Raw genomic sequence first — 22,910 nt, 5'->3', positions numbered from 1 at the left:
CTCGTGGCGCTGGTCACCGCCGCTCCCGGGGCCCGCCGTGACGCCGCCCGCGGGCCGGTCGATCAGGGGTTCTCTAGGGGTTGGGCGGGTGTTGGGCGCTCAGTACCGTCCAGTCACGGTGGCGGGCGTGTGTCGGCGGGACTGTCCGGCGTGGCGGGCGCCCGAGCAGGCACGACGACCGGAATCAGGAACAGGTGTGGGGTTCGTGAGCCGAACGGCCGCGTCTGCACGCACCTGTGCACGAAGCCGGCCCGCCGGCGGTGGTGTGGTCAACGAATCGGCAGATTCCGATCGATAGCAAGCTCTGGGCGGGTGGGTCATGGCGGACGAAGACAAGCTCCTCGAACACCTGAAGTGGGTGACCTCCGAGCTCCGCCTGGCGCGTCGGCGCCTGACCGAGCTGGAGGACGAGGACGCCGAGCCGATCGCGATCGTCGGCATGGCCTGCCGGTTCCCCGGTGGCGTCGCCTCACCGGAGGACCTCTGGGACGTCGTCGCCGGCGGGGTGGACGCCACCGGCGCGTTCCCCGACGACCGGGGCTGGGACCTCGACCGGCTCTACGACCCCGACCCCGACCACCCCGGCACCACGTACAGCAACCGGGGTGGCTTCCTGCGCGACGCGGGCCTGTTCGACCCGACCCTGTTCGGGATCTCACCGCGCGAGGCGCTGGCCATGGACCCGCAGCAGCGCCTCCTGCTCGAGGTGACCTGGGAGGTCTTCGAGCGGGCCGGCATCGACGCCGCGTCGGTGCGGGGCAGCCGTACCGGGGTGTTCGTCGGCACCGCGGGGCAGGACTACACGTCCGTGCTGCGGCAACTGCCCGAGGGCACGGAGGGCTACGTCCTCACCGGCACCGCCGCGAGCGTCATGTCCGGCCGGCTGGCCTACTCCTTCGGACTGGAGGGGCCAGCCGTCACCATCGACACCGCCTGCTCCTCGTCGCTGGTCGCCCTGCACCTCGCCGGCCAGGCCCTGCGCGACGGTGAGTGCTCCCTCGCCGTGGCCGGCGGCGTCACCGTGCTGGCCACGCCGGGCGCCTTCGTCGAGTTCTCCCGCCAGCGGGGGCTCGCCTCCGACGGACGGTGCAAGGCGTTCTCCGCCGACGCCGACGGGACCGGCTGGTCCGAGGGCGTCGCCATGTTGCTCGTCGAGAAGCTCTCCGACGCCCGGCGCAACGGGCACCCCGTCCTGGCGGTGATCCGGGGCAGCGCCGTCAACCAGGACGGCGCGAGCAGCGGGCTGACCGCCCCCAACGGCCCCGCGCAGCAGCGGGTGATCCGGCAGGCGCTGGAGAACGCCCGGCTCAGCCCGTCCGACGTGGACGCCGTCGAGGCGCACGGCACGGGCACCCGGCTCGGCGACCCGATCGAGGCGCAGGCGCTGCTGGCCACGTACGGGCAGGGCCGCACCGCCGACCGCCCGCTGTGGCTGGGCTCGCTGAAGTCGAACATCGGCCACCCGCAGGCCGCGGCCGGCGCCGGCGGCGTCATCAAGATGGTGATGGCGATGCGGCACGGCGTGCTGCCGCCCACCCTGCACGTGGACCGGCCCTCGCCGCACGTCGACTGGTCGACCGGCGCCGTGGCCCTGCTCGACGAGGCGCGCCCGTGGGCCGGTGGCGAGCACGTCCGCAGGGCGGGCGTGTCGTCCTTCGGCATGAGCGGCACGAACGCCCACCTGATCCTGGAGCAGGCGCCGGCCCCCGACCCGGCCGGCGACCACGCCACCCCGCCCCGCCGTCCCGCCGTCGTGCCCATGCTGCTCTCCGCCGCGCAGCCGGCCGCGCTAGCCGCGCAGGCGGACCGGCTGGCCCGTTGGCTCAGCGACGACGGGGAGCCGCGCCCGCTCGATGTGGCCTGGTCGTCGGTGGTGTCCCGCTCGACGCTCGACCGGCGTGCGGTGGTGCTCGCCGGGGACCGTGCGGGCCTGCTGACGGGCCTGGAGTCCCTGGCGGCGGGCGCGCCGTCGGGTACGGTGGTCACGGGCCAGGCCGGGGACCGGGGTCCGCTGGCGGTGCTCTTCTCCGGCCAGGGCGCGCAGCGCACCGGCATGGGCCGCGAGCTGTACGCCGAGTTCCCCGCCTTCGCCGCCGCCCTCGACGAGGCGTGCGGGCATCTCGACCGGGTGCTGCCGCGCCCGCTCAAGGAGGTGCTGTTCGCGCCGGAGGGCTCCGCCGAGGCGGAGCTGCTGGACCAGACCGCGTTCACCCAGGCCGGGATCTTCGCCGTCGAGGTGGCGCTGTTCCGCCTCGTGGAGTCGTTCGGCGTGGTCCCGGACTTCGTGGGCGGGCACTCGATCGGTGAGATCGCCGCCGCGCACGTGGCCGGGGTGCTGTCCCTCCAGGACGCCTGCCTGCTGGTGGCGGCGCGGGGCCGGCTCATGCAGTCGCTGCCCGACGGCGGCGGCATGCTCGCCGTGGCCGCTGACGAGGCGGCCGTGACGGAGTCGATCGCCGGGCTGACCGACCGAATCGGCATCGCGGCCGTCAACGGCCCGACCTCCGTCGTGGTCTCCGGCGCCGTCGACGCCCTCGACGAGGTGGAGCGCGTCTGGCGCGACCGGGGTGTGCGTACCCGCCGGTTGGCCGTCAGCCACGCGTTCCACAGCCCGCTGATGGAGCCGGTGCTGGAGCGCTTCCGCGGCATCGTCGAGCGGCTGGACCTCGCCGCCCCCACGCTGCCGATCGTGTCGAACCTGACCGGTGCGCTCGCCGACGCCGACGAGATCCGCACCGCCGACTACTGGGTACGGCACGTCCGCGAGGCGGTCCGCCACGCCGACGGGCTCGCCGCGCTGCGCGACGCCGGGGTCGACACCTTCCTGGAGGTCGGCCCGCAGAGCGTACTGACCGCGATGACGACCGACGTGCTGCCCGACGACGGCGTGCTCGCCGTCGCAGCCCAGCGCCGGGACCGGCCCGAGGCGCAGGCGCTGCTGCACGCCCTCGCCGAGCTGCACGTGCACGGGTTGCCGGTGTCCTGGCGGGAGTGGTTCGCCGACACCGGCGCCGCCCGGGTCGGCCTGCCCACGTACGCCTTCCAGCGGGAGCGGTTCTGGCCCGAGGTGCTGCCGTGGCGGGTCGGCGACGTGTCGGGCGCCGGCCTCGGCGTCGCGGGGCACCCGCTGCTCGGCGCGGCGGTGCGGCTCGCCGGCGACGACGAGGTGGTGCTGACCGGCCGGCTGTCGACGTCGACGCACCCGTGGCTGGCCGACCACGTGGTCGGCGGCAACGTGGTGGTGCCGGGCACCGCCCTGGTGGAGCTGGCGGTCCGCGCCGGCGACGAGGTGGGCGCGTCGCGGGTACGGGAGCTGACCGTGGCGGCGCCGCTGGTGCTGCCCGAGTCCGGGGCGGTACGCGTGCAGGTGCGCGTCGGCGCTGCCGACGACGCCGCCGTGCGGACGGTGTCCGTGTACTCCCAGCCCGAGGATGACGACGACACCGACTGGGTGCGGCACGCCGACGGCCTGCTCGAACCGGTGTCGGCCGACGAGCCGGGGCTCGGCGAGTGGCCGCCGGCGGGCGCGACCGAGGCGGACCTGACCGGCTGGTATCCGGCGCTGGCCGAGCACGGCCTGTCGTACGGGCCGGTGTTCCAGGGCGTACGGCGGGCCTGGACGGCCGACGGTGAGGCGTACGCCGAGGTGGCGCTGCCGGACGGGGCGGCCGGCGAGGCGGGCGCGTTCGGGGTGCACCCGGCGCTGCTGGACGCCGCGCTGCACCCGGTGGCGCTGCTGCTCGATGCCGAGGCCACGGGCGGGCCGCGCGTGCCGTTCGCGTTCGAGGGCGTGCAGGTGCACGCCTCCGGCGCCCGGACGCTGCGGGTGCGGCTGACCCGGGACGGCTCCGGGGTGCGGCTGGTCGCCTGCGACGGCTCGGGCGCGCCGGTGGTGTCGGTGGACTCCCTGGTGCTGCGGGAGATGACCGCGACGGCGACCCGGGGCGGTGCCGCCCGGTCGCTGTACGAGGTGACCTGGCAGGCCGAGCAGATCGAGAGCGTCGACGACCTTCCGGGGTGGGCGGTGCTGGGCCGGCCGGCACCGGACACGCTGCCGGAGGTGCCGGTCTTCGCGGACGTGGCGACCCTGGCGGCGGACGGGGCCACGGCCCGGCAGGTGCTGCTGACGGTGCCCGCCGGCGTTCCCGGCGTCGCCGTGCCGGAGGCCGTGCGGGCGGTCACCAGCGGTGTGCTGGACGTGCTGCGGTCCTGGCTCGCCGCCGAGCCGCTGGCCGACACGAAGCTCGTGGCGGTGACCCGGGGCGCGGTGGCCGCCGGGGACGACGACCAGGTCACCGACCTGGCTGCCGCCGCCGTCTGGGGCCTGCTGCGCTCGGCGCAGTCGGAGCACCCGGGGCGGATCGTCCTCGCCGACGTCGAGGGCGAACTGACCCCCGCGACCCTCGCCGTGCTGGCCGGGGCCGCCGTCGACCCGTCGGTCTCCGGCGGCCAGCTCGCGGTGCGCGGCGAGCGCACCCTCGTGCCGAGGCTGGCGCGGCCGGTGGGCGACGAACTGACCCCGCCGCCCGGCCCGTGGCACCTCGCCCCCGTCACCGGCGGCACCCTGGACGGGATCGCGCCGGTGCCGGCCACGCCCGCGGAACTGGGCGCGGACCAGGTGCGCGTCGCGGTGCGCGCGGCCGGGGTGAACTTCCGGGACGTGCTGATCGGCCTGGGCATGTACCCGGATCCGGCGGCCGTGATGGGCAGCGAGGGCGCGGGCGTCGTGGTCGAGGTCGGCCCGGGCGTGACCGACCTGGCGCCCGGCGACCGGGTGATGGGCATGTTCGAACTCGGGTTCAGCCCGCAGGCCGTCGCCCATCGCCGGCGTATCGCCAAGATGCCCGCCGGCTGGTCCTTCACCCAGGCGGCGTCCGTCCCCCTGGTCTTCCTGACGGCGTACTACGCGCTGCGGGACCTCGCCGGGCTGCGGTCCGGCGAGTCGGTGCTGATCCACAACGGTGCCGGTGGCGTCGGGATGGCCGCCATCCAGCTCGCCCACCACCTCGGCGCCACCGTCCACGCGACGGCGAGCCCCGGCAAGTGGGGTGTGCTGCGGGAACTCGGGGTGGCCGGGGAGCGGATCGCGTCGTCGCGGACCACCGAGTTCGAGCAGGTCTTCGGCGGGGCCACCGGCGGTGCCGGGGTGGACGTGGTGCTCGACGCGTTGGCCGGTGAGTTCGTGGACGCGTCGCTGCGGCTGCTGCCGCGCGGTGGCCGGTTCGTGGAGATGGGCAAGGCCGACGTACGCGACCCGGAGGCGGTCGCCGCCGACCACCCGGGCGTGGCGTACCGCGCGTTCGACCTGAACGAGGCGGGCAGCACCCGCATCGGCGAGATGCTCACCGAGATCCTCGACCTCTTCGCGCGGGGCGCGCTGCGTCCGCTGCCCGTACGGGCGTGGGACGTGCGTCAGGCCCGGCAGGCGCTGCGGCACGTCAGCCAGGCCCGCCACGTCGGCAAGGTGGTGCTGCGCATCCCCGCGCCCGCCGACCCCGACGGCACCGTGCTGCTCACCGGCGCGGCCGGAACCCTGGCCGGCGTGCTCGCGCGGCACCTCGTCGCCACCGGCCAGGCCCGCCGCCTGCTGCTGGCCTCCCGCCGCGCACCCGGCCGGGACGACGCGTACGCCACCCTGGTCCGGGAACTGACCGACGCGGGCGCCGACGTCACCGCCGTGGCCGTCGACGTCAGCGACCCCGCGCAGGTCACCGAGCTGGTCGCCGGGATCGACCCGGCGTACCCGCTGACCGCCGTGGTGCACACCGCCGGGGTGATCGCCGACGCGACCATCGGTTCGCTGGACGAATCCGCCCTGCGTGCGGTGCTGGCGCCGAAGGTGGACGCCGGGTGGGCGTTGCACGAGGCGACCGCGCACCTGGACCTGTCGGCGTTCGTGCTGTTCTCGTCGGTGGCGGCCACCCTCGGCTCGCCGGGGCAGGGCAACTACGCGGCCGCGAACGCGTTCCTCGACGCCCTCGCGCAGCACCGCCGGCAGCAGGGGCTGCCCGCCACCAGCCTCGCCTGGGGCATGTGGGCCACCGACAGCATGATGACCGCCCACCTCGACGGCGACGACCAGCAGCGGCTGCGGCGCGTCGGGATGAGCCGGCTCTCCCCGGCCGAGGGCGCCGAACTCTTCGACGCCGCCCTGCCGGCGGCCCGACCGGTCCTCGTCGCGGCCCGCCTCCACGTCACCGGCGAGGCGAGCGGCGTACCGCCGCTGATGCGGCACCTGCTGCGCGGCGGCGGCCGGCGCCGCACCGCCACCGAACGGCCGAGTGCCGGGGCGTCGTGGCGGGAGCGGCTCGACGGCCTGTCCGAGGCGGACGCCCGGCAGGCGCTCGTCGACCTGGTCTGCGGCCAGGCCGCCACGGTGCTGGGGCACGCCTCGGCACAGGCGGTCCCCGCCGCCCGCGCCTTCAAGGACCTGGGCTTCGACTCGCTGACCTCGGTGGAACTGCGCAACCGCCTCGGTGCGGCCACCGGGCTGCGGCTGACCGCCACGCTGGCCTTCGACCATCCCACCCCGGCCCGGCTGGCCGAGCACCTGTTCGCGCAGCTCGGCCCGGCCACGGGCGCCGGCGCCACCGTCCGTACGGTCGTCACGGCCGACGCCGACGAGCCGATCGCCATCATCGGCATGGCCTGCCGCTACCCAGGCGGCGTCGCCACCCCCGAGCAGCTGTGGCAGCTCGTCACCTCCGGGGCCGACGCCATCGGCGAGTTCCCGGCGGACCGCGGCTGGGACCTCGACCGGCTGTACGGCACGGACGGCGACCAGGCCGGCGGCACCGTCACCCACCAGGGCGGCTTCCTCTACGACGCGGCCGACTTCGACGCCGGCTTCTTCAACATCAGCCCCCGTGAGGCCCTCGCCATGGACCCGCAGCAGCGGCTGCTGCTGGAGACCGCCTGGGAGAGCTTCGAGTACGCCCGCATCGACCCCGCCGCCCTCAGCGGCACCGCCACCGGTGTCTTCGTCGGCGCCGCCTCATCCGGCTACGCCACCAGCGGACGCGACGACCTGGACGGCCTCGAGGGGCACCTGCTGACCGGCACGGCGGGCAGCGTCGCCTCCGGGCGGGTCGCCTACATGTTCGGCCTCGAAGGCCCGGCGGTCACCGTCGACACCGCCTGCTCCTCGTCGCTGGTGGCGCTGCACCTCGCCGCCCAGGCGCTGCGCGGCGGCGAGTGCGACATGGCCCTGGCCGGCGGGGTGGCACTGATGGCGCAGCCCGGCATGTTCTCCGAGTTCTCCCGGCAGGGCGGCCTCGCCCCGGACGGGCGGTGCAAGGCGTTCGCCGCCGGCGCGGACGGCACCGGCTGGTCCGAGGGCGTCGGCATGCTGCTCGTGGAGCGCCTCTCCGACGCCCGGCGCAACGGGCACCGGGTGCTCGCCGTGCTGCGCGGCTCCGCCGTGAACCAGGACGGCGCGTCCAACGGGCTGACCGCGCCGAACGGCCCGTCGCAGCAGCGGGTCATCCGCCAGGCCCTGGAGAACGCGCGGCTCGCCCCGGCCGACGTGGACGCGGTCGAGGCGCACGGCACCGGCACCGTCCTCGGCGACCCGATCGAGGCGCAGGCGGTGCTGGCCACCTACGGCCAGGACCGTGCCGCCGGCGAGCCGCTCTGGCTCGGCTCGATCAAATCGAACATCGGCCACTCCCAGGCGGCCGCCGGGGTGGCCGGTGTGATCAAGATGGTGCTGGCGATGCGGCACGGCGTGCTGCCGCCGACCCTGCACGTGGACGAGCCCTCGCCCCACGTCGACTGGAGTGCCGGAGCCGTCGCCCTGCTCACCGAGGCCCGGCCGTGGCCCGCCGTCGACCGGCCCCGCCGGGCCGCCGTGTCGTCGTTCGGCATCAGTGGCACCAACGCGCACACAGTCATCGAGCAGGCACCCGACGAGCCGGCCCCGACGCCCGTGCCGGCGGGGCACGTTCCCGGCCTTGTCGGGCCCGCCGCCGTACCCCTGCCGGTCTCCGGCAGAAGCCCCCGCGCGCTCCGGGCGCAGGCCGCCCGCCTCGGCGAACGGCTCGCCGGCGACGCCGACCTCGACCCGCGGGACCTCGGCTTCTCCCTGGCCACCCAGCGGGCGCACCACCCGTACCGCGCGGTCGTCGTGGCCGCCGGCCGGGACGACGCGCTCGCCCGGCTGGCCGCCCTCGCCGACGGCGACACCTCCCCGGCGGGCGTGGACGCCGCGTCGAAGGTCGTCTTCGTCTTCCCCGGCCAGGGCTCCCAGTGGACCTCGATGGCGCTGGACCTGATGGAGACCTCGCCGGTCTTCCGGCAGCGGATGGACGAGTGCGCCGAGGAACTGTCCCGGCTGGTCGACTGGAACCTGGGGGACGTGCTGCGGCAGGCGCCCGGCGCGCCGCCCCTGGAGCGGGTGGACGTGGTCCAGCCCGCGCTCTTCTCCGTCATGGTGTCCCTCGCCCAGCTCTGGCGCGCGTGCGGCGTCGAACCGGCCGCCGTCATCGGGCATTCGCAGGGGGAACTCGCCGCGGCCTGCGTCGCCGGCGCGTTGACCCTCGCCGAAGCCGCGCGGCTCGTCGTGGCGCGCAGCCACGGCCTGCTGTCGATCGCGGGTCGCGGCGGCATGGTCTCCGTGCCGCTCCCGGCCGCCGACACCGAGCGGCTCATCGCGCCGTGGCGGGGCAGCCTCTCCGTCGCCGCCCTCAACGGCGCCGCCGTGACAGTGGTCGCCGGCGACTCGGCGTCGGTCGCCGAACTGCTCACGCACTGTGCCGAGCGCGACGTCCGCGCCCGGCAGATCGCTGTCGACTTCGCGGCGCACAGCGGCCACGTCGACCCGATCCGCGACGAGGTGACCGCCCGGTTCGGCACCGTGGACCCCCGCTCCAGCACCGTGCCCTTCCACTCCACAGTCACCGGCGAGCCGATCGACACCGCCGGGCTCGACGCCGACTACTGGTACCGCAACCTGCGGGAGCCAGTCCGGCTCGCGCCGGTCGTGGACCAGCTGATCGAGCAGGGCTTCCGGACGTTCGTCGAGGTCAGCCCGCACCCCGTACTCAAGATCGCCGTGCAGGACGCGCTCGACCGGAAGGCCGACGGCGGCGTGGTGGTGGGCTCGCTGCGCCGCGACGGGCACGGGCCGCGTCAGCTACTGGCCAACCTCGGCGAGCTGCACGTCGCCGGCGTGCCCGTCGACTGGTCGCGCGTCTTCGCCGGCTCCGGCGCCACCCCTGTCGACCTGCCCACGTACGCCTTCCAGCGGGACCGGTTCTGGCCGGTGCTCGACCGCTCCGCCACCGGCGACGTCTCGGGCGCGGGGCTGGGCGCGGCAGGGCACGGGCTGCTCGGCGCGGCGGTGCGCCTCGCCGGCGACGACGAGGTCGTGCTGACCGGCCGGCTGTCGGCGTCCACGCACCCGTGGCTCGCCGACCACGTGGTCGGCGGCGCCGTGGTGCTGCCGGGCACGGCCCTCGTCGAGCTCGCGGTGCGCGCCGGCGACGAGGTCGGCGCCTCCCGGGTGCGGGAACTGACCGTCGCCGCGCCGCTGGTGCTGCCGAATCCGGGCGCGATCCGCGTGCAGGTGCGCGTCGGCGCGGCCGACGGCTCCGGAACCCGGAGCGTGGCGGTGCACTCGCAGCCCGACGGCGACCCCGAGGACCCCTGGACGCGGCACGCCGACGGTCTGCTGGAGCAGGCCACCGACGAGCCGGCGTTGGGCGCCTGGCCGCCGGCCGGAGGCACCGAGGTGGACCTCGCCGGCTGGTACCCGGCGCTCGCGGAGCGCGGCCTGGCCTACGGACCGGCCTTCCGGGGCCTGCGACGGCTGTGGACCGCCGGCGACGAGGTGTACGCCGAGGTGACCCTGCCGGACGAGGCGGCCGGCGACGCCGACGGCTTCGCCGTGCACCCGGCGCTGCTGGACGCCGCCCTGCACCCCGTCGGGCTGCTGCTGGCCGAGCGCTCCGGCGGACCGCGCGTGCCGTTCGCGTTCGAGGGCGTGCAGGTGCACGCCTCCGGCGCCCGGACGCTGCGGGTGCGGCTGACCCGGGCGGGCTCGCGCGTGCGGCTGGTGGCCGGGGACGAGTCCGGCGTGCCCGTGGTGTCAGTCGAGTCGCTCGCCCTGCGGGAGATGACCGACGCCACCGGCGCGGAGGCCGCGGAGCGGTCGATGTTCGAGGTGACGTGGCAGGCCGAGACGGTCACCCCGGCGCGGGACGTCTCCGGCTGGGTGCTGCTCGGCGACGGACCCGCCCCGGCGGACCTCGTCACGCCGGTGTTCCCGACCGTCGGCGAGCTGACCGCGGCGGTCTCGGCCGGTACGGTCGAGGCGCCCCGCGCGCTCGTGGTCCCCGTGCCCTCCGGCACCCCGGAAGGCGACCTGCCCGACCTCGTCCGTACGGCCACCGCCCGCGTCCTGGCCGTGCTGCACTCCTGGCTGGACAGCGAGGCGCTGGCCGACACCACGCTCGTCGTGCTGACCCGGGCGGCGGTGGCCGCCACCCCGGCGGACGCGGTGCGGGACCTGCCCGGCGCGGCGGTCTGGGGCCTGCTGCGCTCGGCCCAGTCCGAGCACCCGGGGCGGATCGTCCTCGCCGACGTCGACGGGGAACTCACCCCGGCCACCCTCGCCGTGCTGGCCACCGTGGCCCAGGACCCGTCGCCGACCGGCGGCCAGGTGGCCGTACGCGGCAACGAGGTGCGCACGCCCCGCCTGGGCCGGCCCGCCGGCCAGGCCGCCGACGAACTCGTCCCGCCGGACGGACTGTGGCGGGTCGGGGCGGTCAGCCCCGGCACCCTCGACGGCGTCGGCATGGTGCCCGCCACCTCCGCCGCCCTGGACGCGGGCCAGGTGCGCGTCGCGGTGCGCGCGGCCGGCGTGAACTTCCGGGACGTGCTGATCGGCCTGGGCATGTACCCGGATCCGGCGGCCGTGATGGGCAGCGAGGGCGCGGGCGTCGTGGTCGAGGTCGGCCCCGGCGTGACCGACCTGGCCCCCGGCGACCGCGTGCTCGGCATGTTCGAGCCGGCCTTCGCCCCCGAGGTGATCGCCACCCGCGACCTCGTGGCGAAGATCCCCGCCGGCTGGTCGTTCGCGCAGGCCGCCTCCGTGCCGGTGGTGTTCCTGACGGCGTACTACGCGCTGCGGGACCTCGCCGGGCTGCGGTCCGGCGAGTCGGTGCTGATCCACAACGGCGCCGGTGGCGTCGGCATGGCCGCCATCCAGCTCGCCCGGCACTGGGGCGCGACGGTCCACGCCACCGCCAGCCCCGGCAAGTGGGGCGTGCTGCGGGAACTCGGGGTGGCCGGGGAGCGGATCGCGTCGTCGCGGACCACCGAGTTCGAGCAGACCTTCGGCGCGGCCACCGGCGGTGCCGGCGTCGACGTGGTGCTCGACGCCCTCGCCGGTGAGTTCGTGGACGCGTCGCTGCGGCTGCTGCCGCGCGGTGGCCGGTTCGTGGAGATGGGCAAGGCCGACGTACGCGACGCCGAAACCGTCGCCGCCGACCACCCGGGCGTCACCTACCGCGCGTTCGACCTCAACGAGGCCGGGCACCGGCGCATCGGGGAGATGCTCACCGAGCTGCTCGACCTGTTCGCACGCGGCGCGCTGCGCCCGCTGCCGCTACGGGCGTGGGACGTGCGCCAGGCCCGGCAGGCGCTGCGCCACATCAGCCAGGCCCGGCACATCGGCAAGGTTGTCCTGCGGGTGCCCGCCCCCGCCGACCCGGACGGCACCGTGCTCGTCACCGGCGCCGGCGGCGCCCTCGCCGGCGTGTTCGCCCGGCACCTCGTCGCCACCGGCCAGGCCCGGCACCTGCTGCTGGCCTCCCGCCGTGGCCCCGAGCACTACCGGGAGCTGGTCGACGAGCTGACCCGCGCGGGCGCCCGGGTCACCGCCGGCACCGCCGACGTGACCGACCCCGCGCAGGTGACCCGGCTGCTGGAACTGGTGGACCCGGCGCACCCGCTGACCGCCGTGGTGCACACCGCCGGCGTGATCGCCGACGCGACCATCGGTTCGCTGGACGAATCCGCCCTGCGTACGGTGCTGGCGCCGAAGGTGGACGCCGGGTGGGCGTTGCACGAGGCGACCGCGCACCTGGACCTGTCGGCGTTCGTGCTGTTCTCGTCGGTGGCGGCCACCCTCGGCTCGCCGGGGCAGGGCAACTACGCGGCCGCGAACGCGTTCCTCGACGCCCTCGCCCGGCACCGGCGTGAGCAGGGGCTGCCCGCCATCAGCCTCGCCTGGGGGCTGTGGGCGACCAGCAGCGCCATGACCGCCCACCTGGGCGGCAACGAGCACCGCAAGGCGATCCGCGCCACCAGCGCCCCGTTGACCGACCGGCAGGGCGTGGCGCTGTACGAGCTGGCGCGACAACGCGGCGCGGCGCACCTCGTCCTCATGAACCTGCCGCCGGCGTCGCGGGCGACCGGCCAGAACGTGCCCAGCCTGCTGCGGGACGTGGTCCGTGCGGGCGGACCGGCCCGGCGCGCGGTGGGTCGCGGCCTCGCGGACACCGCCTCCGTACGCGACCGGCTGGCGACGCTCGGCCCGGCGGAGCGGCGCTCCCACCTGCTCGACCTGGTGGCCGCCGGCGTGGCGGCAGTGCTCGGGCACCGCTCGGCGGAGACCGTCGACGCCCAGCGCGCCTTCAAGGAGCTGGGCTTCGACTCGCTCACCTCGGTGGAGCTGCGCAACCGGCTCTCCGCCGCGACCGGGCTGCGGCTGCCCGCCACCGTGGCGTTCGACTACCCGACCCCGGTGGTGCTCGCCGAGTTCCTGGACCGGGAGCTCGGCGGCGCGGCGGTCGTGGACCGGCCCGCCGCGGTCGGCACCGCCGCCGCCCTCGACGAACCGATCGCCATCATCGGCATGGCCTGCCGGTTCCCCGGCGACGTGCAGACCCCCGAGCAGCTCTGGGGTGTGGTCACCGCCGGCACCGACGTCATCTCGCCCTTCCCCACGGACCGGGGCTGGAACCTCGACGACCTGCGCGCCGACGGCGAGGACCCGGGCGCCGTACCACGGCAGGGTGGCTTCCTCCACGACGCCGCCCAGTTCGACGCCGCCTTCTTCGGGATCTCGCCCCGCGAGGCCCTGGCGATGGACCCACAGCAGCGGCTGCTGCTGGAGACCTCCTGGGAGGCCTTCGAGCGGGCCGGGATCGACCCCCACACGGCGCGGGGCAGCAGCACCGGCGTCTACGTCGGCCTGATCTACCACGACTACGCCTCCCAGGCCGCCGGCGGCACCGACGAACTGGACGGCCACGTCGGCAACGGCAGCGCCGGCAGCGTCGCCTCCGGCCGCATCTCGTACCTGTTCGGCCTGGAGGGCCCCGCCGTCACCGTCGACACCGCCTGCTCGTCGTCGCTGGTGGCGCTGCACCTGGCCACCCAGGCGCTGCGGCAGGACGAGTGCCGCCTCGCCCTCGCCGGCGGGGTGAGCGTCATGTCCACCCCCGGCATGCTCACCGAGTTCTCCCGGCAGCGCGGCCTGTCGCCCGACGGGCGGTGCAAGGCGTTCGGCGCCGGCGCCGACGGCACCGGTTTCGCCGAGGGCGTCGGCATGCTCCTGCTGGAGCGCCTGTCCGACGCGCATCGCAACGGCCACCGCGTGCTCGCCGTCGTGCGCGGCAGCGCCGTCAACCAGGACGGCGCCAGCAGCGGTCTGACCGCGCCGAACGGCCCCGCCCAGCAGCGGGTGATCCGGCAGGCGCTCGCCAACGCCCGGCTCGCCACCACCGATGTGGACGCCGTCGAGGCGCACGGCACCGGCACCGCCCTCGGCGACCCGATCGAGGCGCAGGCGCTGCTGGCCACGTACGGGCAGGGCCGACCGCAGGACCGTCCGCTGTGGCTGGGGTCGGTCAAGTCGAACATCGGCCACGCCCAGGCGGCGGCCGGCGTCGCCGGTGTGATCAAGATGGTGCTGGCGATGCGGCACGGCGTGCTGCCGCCGACCCTGCACGCCGAGAAGCCGTCCCCGCACATCGACTGGACGGCCGGGTCGGTCGCGCTGCTCACCGAGGCCCGGCCGTGGCCCGCCGTCGACCGGCCCCGCCGCGCGGCGGTGTCGTCGTTCGGCATCAGCGGCACCAACGCGCACACCATCGTCGAGCAGGCCCCCGAGCCCGCCCCGGCGCAGGCCGCCCCCGCCACGGGCGTCCCGGGCGACCTCGTCGCCTGCGTCCTGTCGGCCCGCGACGGGGCCGCCCTGCACGAGCAGGCGCGCCGGCTGCGGACCCTCGTCGACGGCGAGCCGGACCTGACCATCGCCGACGTGGGCCGGGCCCTCGTCACCGCCCGCAGCGCCTTCGAGCACCGCGCCGTGCTGCTGCCCGCCGATCGCGCCGGGCTGCTCGCCGCCCTCGGTGCGCTGGCCGACGACGAGCCCTCGGCCGCCGTCGTGCGGGGGATCGCCCGCAGCGGCCGCACCGCCGTCCTCTTCTCCGGCCAGGGCGCGCAGCGCGCCGGTATGGGTCGCGAGTTGTACGGGGCGTTCCCGGTGTTCGCCGCGGCTCTCGACGAGGCGTGCGGTCACCTGGATCCGTTGTTGCCGCGTCCGTTGCGGGAGGTGCTGTTCGCGTCGGAGGGTTCCGCCGAGGCGGAGTTGCTGGATCAGACCGTGTTCACGCAGGCCGGTCTGTTCGCGGTCGAGGTGGCGTTGTTCCGGTTGGTGGAGTCGTTCGGTGTGGTGCCGGACCTGGTGGCCGGGCACTCCATCGGTGAGATAGCGGCGGCGCATGTGGCCGGCCTGTTCAGCCTGGCTGACGGGTGTGCGCTGGTCGCGGCGCGGGGTCGGTTGATGCAGGCGTTGCCGGCCGGCGGTGGCATGCTCGCCGTGGCCGCCGCCGAGGACGCCGTGGCCGAGTCGATCGTTCCGCTCGCCGACCGGGTCGGCGTCGCCGCCGTCAACGGCCCCACCGCCGTTGTGGTCTCCGGCGCCGCCGAGGCCCTCGACGAGGTGGAGCGGGCCTGGAAGGACCGGGGTGTGCGTACGCGCCGGCTGACCGTCAGCCACGCGTTCCACAGCCCGCTCATGGAGCCGATGCTGGCCGAGTTCCGGCAGACGCTCGACGGGCTGACGTTCCACTGGCCCGTCCTGCCGATCGTGTCGAACCTGACCGGGCAGGTCGCCGACCCCGACGAGATCGGCACCCCCGACTACTGGGTCCGCCACGTACGCGAGACCGTCCGCTTCGCCGACGGGGTCGCGAGCCTGCGCGAGCGCAACGTCCGTACCTTCCTCGAACTGGGTCCCGACGCGGTGCTCGCCGGCATGGTGGGCGCCTGCCTGCCGGACGACGACGCGGCGGCGGTCGTGGCGACCCTGCGCCCCGGCCGACCCGAGCCGGCGTCGCTGGTCCACGCGCTCGCGGAGCTGTACGCGCACGGCACGCCGGTCACCTGGACCGCCCTCCTGCCGGCTGGAACCCGCCCGGTCGACCTGCCGACGTACCCGTTCCAGCGGCAGCGCTTCTGGCCGGCCGTGGGCCGGCTGCGCGCCGGCGACGTCAGCGGCGCCGGCCTCGGCGTGGCCGAGCACGGTCTGCTCGGCGCGGCCGTGGACCTGGCCGGCGACGACGAGATCGTGCTGACCGGCCGGATCTCCCCGACCACCCACCCCTGGCTGGCCGACCACGTCGTCTCCGGCGTGCCGCTGGTCCCGGGCACGGCCCTCGTGGAGCTTGCCGTCCGCGCCGGCGACGAGGCGGACCTGCCGCGGCTGCGGGACCTGACGGTGCTCGTGCCGCTGGTGCTCCCCGAGTCCGGCGCCGTACGGATCCAGGTGCGGGTGTCCGCGTCGGAGTCTCCGCAGCGCCCCGTCGCCGTCTACTCCCGCCCCGACGACGATCCCGAGGCGGGCTGGACCCGGCACGCGGAGGGCGTGCTGGAACCGGCCACGGCCGACGAACCGCAGCCGACCGCCTGGCCGCCCGCCGGCGCCACCGAGGTGGACCTGACCGGCTGGTACCCGGCGCTGCTCGAACACGGCCTGTCGTACGGGCCGGCGTTCCAGGGGCTGCGCCGGGTGTGGACCGGCGAGGACGACGTCTTCGCCGAGGTGGTCCTGCCGGACGACGCGGCGGCGGAGGCGGCTCGCTTCGGCGTTCACCCGGCACTGCTGGACGCCGCCCTGCACCCGATCGGGCTGCTGCCCGGCACCGAGGAGACGGGCGGGCCGCGCGTGCCCTTCGCCTTCGAGGGCGTACAGGTGCACGCCTCCGGCGCGAGGCTGCTCCGGGTGCGGTTGACCCGCAACGGCTCCGCGGTGCGGCTGACCGCCCGCGACGAGGCGGGCGCGCCGGTGGTGTCGGTGGACTCCCTCGTCCTGCGGGAGCTGACCGGGGTGGCCGCCCCGAACGCGGCGTCGCGCTCCCTGTTCGAGGTGGCCTGGCAGGCCGAGGAGGCCGACCCGGTCGACGACGCGTCGGGCTGGGCGGTGCTGGGCGGGCCGGCCCTGCCGGGCGTCCCCGGTGGCCCCTCCGCCGAGACGATCCGGCAGCTGCGCGCCGCCATCGACGCCGGCATCGCCCCGCCGCGCCTGCTGCTCTTCACGCCGGCCGCGTCGCCCGCCGACGACGGCGACCCGGCGGAGGGCGTACGCACGGTCACCGCCGACGTGCTGGGCCTCGTGCAGGAGTGGCTGGCCGTCGACGCGCTGGCCGACTCGAAGCTCGTGGTGGTGACCCGGGGCGCGCTGGCCGTCCGCGACGGGGACCGGGTGAGCGACCTGGCCGCCGCGGCCGTGTGGGGCCTGCTGCGCTCCGCGCAGTCCGAGCACCCCGGTCGCATCGTCCTGGCCGACGTCGACGACGCGATCAACCCCGGCACGCTCGGCGTCCTGGCCCGCTTCGCCGCGGACCCGGCCGGCGGTCAGGTCGCGGTGCGTACGGGCGCGGTGTTCGTGCCGCGTCTGGTGCGCGCGGTCGCCCCGGTGTCGGTGGAGACGCCGGTCGTGGGTGACGGTGCGGTGCTGGTGACCGGTGGTACGGGTGCGCTCGGGGCGTTGGTCGCGGAGCACCTGGTGTCGGTGCACGGCGTGCGGTCGCTGGTGTTGGTGTCGCGGCGTGGTCCGGAGGCCGCGGGCGCGGGTGAGTTGTCGGAGCGGCTGTCGGCGCTGGGCGCGTCGGTGCGGATTGCCGCCTGTGACGTGACCGACCGGGACCAGGTCGGCGTGCTGGTGGCCGAGGTCGCCGCCGGGGGTCGGCTGGCGGGTGTGGTGCACACCGCCGGTGTCCTGGATGACGGGGTGATCGAGCGGGTCACCGAGGAGCGTCTGGCAAGGGTGTTGGCGCCGAAGGTGTCGGCGGGTTGGTTGTTGCATGAGGCGACGGCGGGTCTTGGTCTCGACTTGTTCGTGGTGTTCTCGTCGGTGGCGGGTGTGCTGGGTTCGCCGGGTCAGTCGGCGTATGCGGCGGGTAACGCGTTCCTGGACGGGTTGGCGGTCTATCGGCGGCAGCTCGGGTTGCCTGCGGTCAGCCTCGCCTGGGGGATGTGGGACACCGCCGGCATGGCCGCGTCGATCGGCGGCAACGACCGGGCCCGTACGGCACGCGCCGGACTCCGACCGATGAACGCCCGCACCGGCCTGGAACTCTTCGACGCCGCCGTGGGGGCACAGCGGGCGGCGCTGGTGCCGGCCGCGATCGACGTACCCGCGCTGCGGGCGGCAGCAGCCGGCGCGGTCGTACCGCCGATGCTGCGCAACCTGGTCGACGTGGCGACGACCCGCCGCCGCGCCGGCCAGGGCGCCCCCGGCGGCTGGGCGGACCGCCTCACCGGCCTCAGCGCAGAGGACGGCCTCGCGCAGGTCGACCAGCTGATCCGGGGCCTGGTCGCGCAGGTCCTCGGGCACGGCGGTGCCGAGGCGGTGCCGGCCGACCGGGCGTTCAAGGACCTGGGCTTCGACTCGCTGACCGCCGTCGAGCTGCGCAACCGGGTGAACGGCGCGACCGGCCTGCGCCTCACCTCGACCCTGGTGTTCGACCACCCGTCCCCGCAGGTCCTGGCGGCCCACGTGTACGCGGAGCTCGCCGGCACCCGGCCCGGCGCCGTCACGACCGACGAGGCGGCGACCGGCGACGCCGACGAGGCGATCGCGATCGTCGGGATGGCCTGCCGCTACCCCGGTGGGGTGGAGTCTCCCGACGAGCTGTGGAAGCTGGTCAGCACCGGTGGCGAGGGCATCGGGGAGTTCCCGGCCGACCGGGGCTGGGACCTGGAGTCGCTGTACGACCCGGACCCCGACCACGCCGGCACCTCGTACACCCGCCACGGTGGTTTCCTGTACGGCGCGGCAGAGTTCGACCCCGGTTTCTTCGGTGTCTCGCCGCGCGAGGCCCTCGCCATGGACCCGCAGCACCGGCTGCTGCTGGAGGCGTCCTGGGAGACGTTCGAGTCGGCGGGCCTGGACCCGTCGGGCCTGCGGGGCAGCCGGACCGGCGTCTTCGCGGGCGTCATCTACCACGACTACGCGACGCGGCTCATGGAGACGCCCGAAGTCGAGGGCTACATCGGCACCGGCAACTCGGGCAGCGTGTTGTCCGGCCGGGTGGCGTACACCTTCGGCCTCGAAGGTCCGGCGGTCACTGTGGACACGGCGTGTTCGTCGTCGCTGGTGGCGTTGCATTTGGCGGTGCAGGCGTTGCGCAGTGGTGAGTGTGATTTGGCGTTGGCCGGTGGTGTGACGGTGATGGCGACGCCGGGGACGTTCGTGGAGTTTTCGCGGCAGCGTGGTCTGTCGGCCGATGGCCGGTGTCGGTCGTTCGCGGCGTCGGCGGATGGTACGGGTTGGTCCGAGGGTGTGGGTGTGTTGCTCGTGCAGCGGCTGTCGGACGCGCAGCGGGAGGGTCGGCGGATCCTGGCGGTGGTGCGGGGCACGGCGGTGAATCAGGATGGTGCGTCGAATGGTTTGACGGCGCCGAATGGTCCGTCGCAGCAGCGGGTGATCCGGCAGGCCCTCGCGAACGCGCGGCTCGCCACCGCCGACGTGGACGTCGTCGAGGCGCACGGCACCGGCACGACCCTGGGTGACCCGATTGAGGCGCAGGCGTTGTTGGCGACGTACGGGCAGGAGCGTCCGCAGGATCGGCCGCTGCTGCTCGGGTCGGTGAAGTCGAACATCGGGCACACGCAGGCGGCAGCCGGTGTGGCTGGTGTGATCAAGATGGTGTTGGCGATGCGGCACGGCGTCGTGCCGGCGACGTTGCATGTGGACGAGGCGTCCCCGCACGTGGACTGGTCGGCGGGGGCGGTGGCCCTGGCCACCGAGCCCACCCCGTGGCCGCAGGTGGGTCGGCCGCGTCGGGCGGGGGTGTCGTCGTTCGGGATTTCCGGCACGAATGCGCATGTGATCATTGAGGAGCCGCCTGCCGAGGTGGTTGAGGGGGAGGTCGTCGTCCGCGAGGTGCCGGTGGTGCCGGTGCTGCTGTCGGCCCGCGACGCTGCGGCACTCGCCGGTCAGGCGGGCCGGTGGGCGCGGTGGCTCGCCGTCGACGAGGCCCCACGCGGGGTGGACGTGGCCTGGTCGTCGGTGGCGTCGCGGTCGGCGTTGGAGCACCGGGCGGTGGTGTCCGGGGCGAGCCGGGACGAGCTGCTGGCGGGTCTCGCGGCAGTGGCGGCCGACGAGCCGTCGGGGGCCGTCGTGACCGGTTCCGCCGCCGCACGCGGTCAGCTGGCGCTGCTGTTCTCGGGTCAGGGTGCGCAGCGTGCGGGGATGGGTCGGGAGTTGTCCGCCCTGTTCCCGGTGTTCGCCGCCGCGCTGGACGAGGTGTGTGGGCACCTCGATCCGTTGTTGCCGTGCCCGTTGCGTGAGGTGCTGTTCGCTGAGGCGGGTAGTGCTGAGGCGGGGTTGCTGGATCAGACGGTGTTTACGCAGGCGGGGTTGTTCGCGGTCGAGGTGGCGTTGTTCCGCCTGGTGGAGTCGTTCGGGATTGTTCCGGATGTGGTGGCTGGTCATTCGATCGGTGAGGTGACGGCGGCGTATGTGGCGGGGGTGTTGTCTCTGGCGGACGCGTGCGCCCTCGTGGCGGCGCGGGGTCGGTTGATGCAGGCGCTGCCCATGGGTGGCGGGATGCTGGCTGTGGCCGCTGATGAGGCGGCGGTGGTGGAGTCGATCGCCGGGCTGACCGATCGGGTCGGTGTCGCGGCGGTTAACGGGCCTACCGCCGTGGTGGTGTCGGGTGCGGTCGAGGTCCTGGCCGAGGTGGAGCAGGCCTGGCGGGACCGGGGCGTGCGTACCCGTCGGCTCACCGTCAGCCACGCGTTCCACAGTCCGTTGATGGAGCCGATGCTTGATGAGTTCCGTGCGGTTCTGGGTGGGTTGGCGTTTGCGGCGCCGTTGTTGCCGGTGGTGTCGAACGTGACCGGTGCGCTGGCCGACGCAGGCGAGATCTGCACGCCGGAGTATTGGGTGCGGCACGTGCGGGAGGCTGTGCGGTTCGCCGATGGTGTGGCGGCGCTGCGGGCGGCGGGTGTGGATACGTTCCTGGAGGTCGGGCCGCAGAGCGTCCTGACCGCGTTGGCTGTCGATGTGCTGCCCGATGATGAGGTCGTGCTGGCGGTGGCTGTGCAGCGCCGTGACCGTTCGGAGGCGCAGGCGTTGCTGCATGCCCTGGCCGAGTTGCACGTGCACGGTGTGCCGGTGACCTGGCAGTCGTGGTTCGCCGAGACCGGCGCGCGGCGGGTGGACCTGCCCACGTACGCCTTCCAGCGGGAGCGGTACTGGCCCGAGCCGGCGAACCGGCCGCGGCAGACGGCGGCCCACGGCGGTGACGCCGACTTCTGGAAGGCCGTCGAACGCGGCGACCTGAGCGCCCTCGCCGCCCAGTTCGGCGACGACGGCGCCGCCCTGGACGCCCTCACCCCGGCCCTGCCGGTCCTGTCGACCTGGCACCGGGCGCGCACGCAGCGGGCCGTCCTGGACGCATGGTCGTACCGCGTCGGATGGAAGCGCACCGACATCACCGCCGGCCCGGCGCGGCCCGGCGCGTGGCTGCTCGTGACGGCGCAGGACGACCTGGCGGACGGCACCCGGGCGGAGGCGGTCACCAAGGCCCTCGCCGAGGTCGGCGCCGACGTGGTCCGGCTCACCGTCGACCCGGCCGGTACCGACCGGGCGGGCCTCGCCCGGCGGCTGGGCGACGCGCTGGCCGACGGTCCCGTCACTGGCGTGCTCTCCCTGCTCGGCCTCCGCGACCAGCCGCACCCCGCCCACCCGGCCGTGCCGGTCGGGACGGCCGCCACGCTGCTGCTGCTCCAGGCGCTGCACGACACCGGGGCGACGACCCGGCTGTGGTGCCTGACGCAGGGCGCGGTCAGCACCGGCGACGGGGACACCGTGCACGCTGCCGTCCAGAGCGGGCTGTGGGGCCTGGGGCTCGTGGCGGGCCTGGAACACCCCCACCTGTGGGGCGGGCTGGTGGATCTGCCCGAGCAGGCCGACGCGACGGCCTGGGACCGGCTGGCGCGGGTGGTGACCGGCGCCGGCGACGAGGACCAGCTTGCCGTACGCCCCTCCGGGGTGTTCGTCCGTCGCCTGGTCCGCTCGGCGCCCGCCGCTCCCGACACGGCGCAGCGGTGGCGGCCGTCCGGCACCGTGCTGGTCACCGGCGGCACCGGCGCGCTGGGCGCGCACGTGGCCCGCTGGGCGGCGGCCAACGGGGCGGAGCACGTCGTGCTGACCAGCCGCCGCGGCGGGGACGCCCCGGGGGCCGTGGAGCTGCGCGAGGAGCTGACCGCCCAGGGCGTACGGGCGTCGGTCGTCGCCTGCGACGTCGCCGAGCGCGACCAGGTGGCGGCGCTGCTGGCCCGCCTCGACGAGGATCCGGCGCCGCTGACGGCCGTGGTGCACGCGGCGGGCGCCGGTGAGTCCGGGCTGATCGCCGACACCGACCTGGCCGCGTTCGCGGGCGTGCTCGACGGCAAGGTGGCCGGCGCGCTGCACCTGGACGCCCTGCTCGGCGACCGGCGGCTGGACGCGTTCGTGCTCTTCTCCTCCATCGCGGGGGTGTGGGGCAGCGGCGGGCAGTCCGCGTACGCCGCCGGCAACGCCTTCCTCGACGCGCTCGCGGAGCAGCGGCGCGGCCGGGGCCTGGCGGCGACGTCCGTGGCCTGGGGGCCGTGGGCCGACGGCGGCATGGCCACCGGCGATGCCCAGCAGATGCTGGCCCGGCGCGGCCTGACCGCCATGGCGCCGGCCGACGCCGTGCACGCCATGCGGTACGCCGCCGGTCTGCCCAGGGCGGCGCTGACCGTGGTGGACGTCGACTGGGCGGTCTTCGCCCCGGCGTACGCCTCGGCCCGCCCCCGGCCGCTGCTCGACGACATCGCCGAGGCCCGGGAGGCGCTGCACGTCCACGCCGTGGAGCAGCAGCCCGGCGGTGCCGCCGACGCCCTGCGGGAGCACCTGCTCACCCTGCCCCGCCCCGAGCGGGTCCGGCACCTGGTCGACCTGGTCCGTACCCACGCCTCGGCCGTGCTCGGCCACGCGGGAACGGACCGGGTCAAGCCGCAGCGGGCGTTCAAGGAGCTTGGATTCGACTCGCTGACGGCGGTCGAGCTGCGCAACCGACTGACCGGCGTCACCGGCCTGTCGCTGCCCGCGACCCTCGTCTTCGACTACCCGAACCCGGCCGTGCTCGCCGAGAACCTGCTCGACGGCCTGTCGCCCGAGGCGGCGCAGGCGGACGACGGCGACCCGGCGGAGGCGGCCGTCCGGCAGACGCTCGCGGCGATCCCGCTGGCCCGTCTCCGTGAGGCCGGGCTGCTGGACCTGCTGCTCAACCTCGCCGACACCGACGGCGACGACGGTGACGAGTCCGCCGACGAGGACCTGGACCTCGACGAACTCGACACCGACGCCCTCGTCAGGCTGGCGCTTGACGGAACCGATTCCTGACCGTTGTCCCCAGTACGGA

The 22,910-nt window shown here is 75.5% G+C and carries 1 protein-coding gene; it reads left to right on the top strand.

Annotation, left to right across the window (positions count from 1 at the left end; all coding sequences use genetic code 11):
* Positions 1-319: 319 nt before the first annotated feature.
* Positions 320-22,891, top strand: coding sequence for a type I polyketide synthase (locus tag O7622_RS23195; RefSeq protein WP_282310312.1), 22,572 nt, complete (start codon positions 320-322; stop codon positions 22,889-22,891).
* Positions 22,892-22,910 lie beyond the last annotated feature (19 nt).

Origin of the sequence: Micromonospora sp. WMMD1076 (genome assembly GCF_029581475.1) — a bacterium.
Classification (GTDB): Bacteria; Actinomycetota; Actinomycetes; order Mycobacteriales; family Micromonosporaceae; genus Micromonospora; species Micromonospora aurantiaca.
The sequence above is the reverse complement of the archived record's forward strand: the minus strand, read 5'-3'. Positions and strand labels throughout refer to the sequence as shown.

Bases quoted from the DNA above. Each gene is read 5' to 3' on its own strand.
- O7622_RS23195 (WP_282310312.1), top strand. From the start codon at position 320: ATGGCGGACGAAGACAAGCTCCTCGAACACCTGAAGTGGGTGACCTCC.